We start from the raw sequence: 652 nt of genomic DNA on the forward strand, positions 1-652 counted from the left end.
TTATCTTGATATGCGTCGCCCGCAAATGCAAGAGCGTATGGTATTCCGCGCTAAAGCCACCTCAGCGATTCGCCGCTACCTTGACGATCATGGTTTCTTGGACGTTGAAACGCCTATCTTGACTCGTGCAACCCCTGAAGGTGCACGTGACTATCTAGTGCCTTCACGTACCCGTCCTGGTAATTTCTTTGCCCTACCGCAGTCGCCACAGTTATTTAAGCAGTTGCTCATGGTGTCAGGCTTTGACCGCTATTATCAAATCGCCAAATGCTTTCGTGATGAAGACTTACGTGCTGACCGTCAGCCTGAATTTACCCAAGTAGATATCGAGACTTCTTTCTTAAATGAAGAAGAGATCATGAACATCAACGAAGGTCTAATTAAGCATTTATTTAAGACCATGATGGACGTTGAGTTTGACCAGTTCCCACGTATGACTTATGCCGAGGCGATGCGTGACTACGCGTCAGACAAGCCTGACTTACGTATTCCATTAAAGCTGGTTGACGTTGCAGACCTAATGAAAGACGTTGATTTTAAAGTATTTGCCGGGCCTGCGAATGACCCTAAAGGTCGCGTCGCTGCCCTACGTATCCCTGGCGGCGCTTCATTAAGCCGTAAACAAATCGATGCTTATACTAAGTTCGTTGGC

Annotated in this window: 1 protein-coding gene; it reads left to right on the top strand. The window is 47.1% G+C overall.

What is annotated here, in order from left to right; translation table 11 throughout:
* On the top strand, positions 1-652 hold a 652-nt coding region (locus ACS8FD_RS21510), incomplete at both ends, for an amino acid--tRNA ligase-related protein (RefSeq protein WP_439277369.1).

The organism is Psychrobacter sp. 1U2, assembly GCF_051847575.1.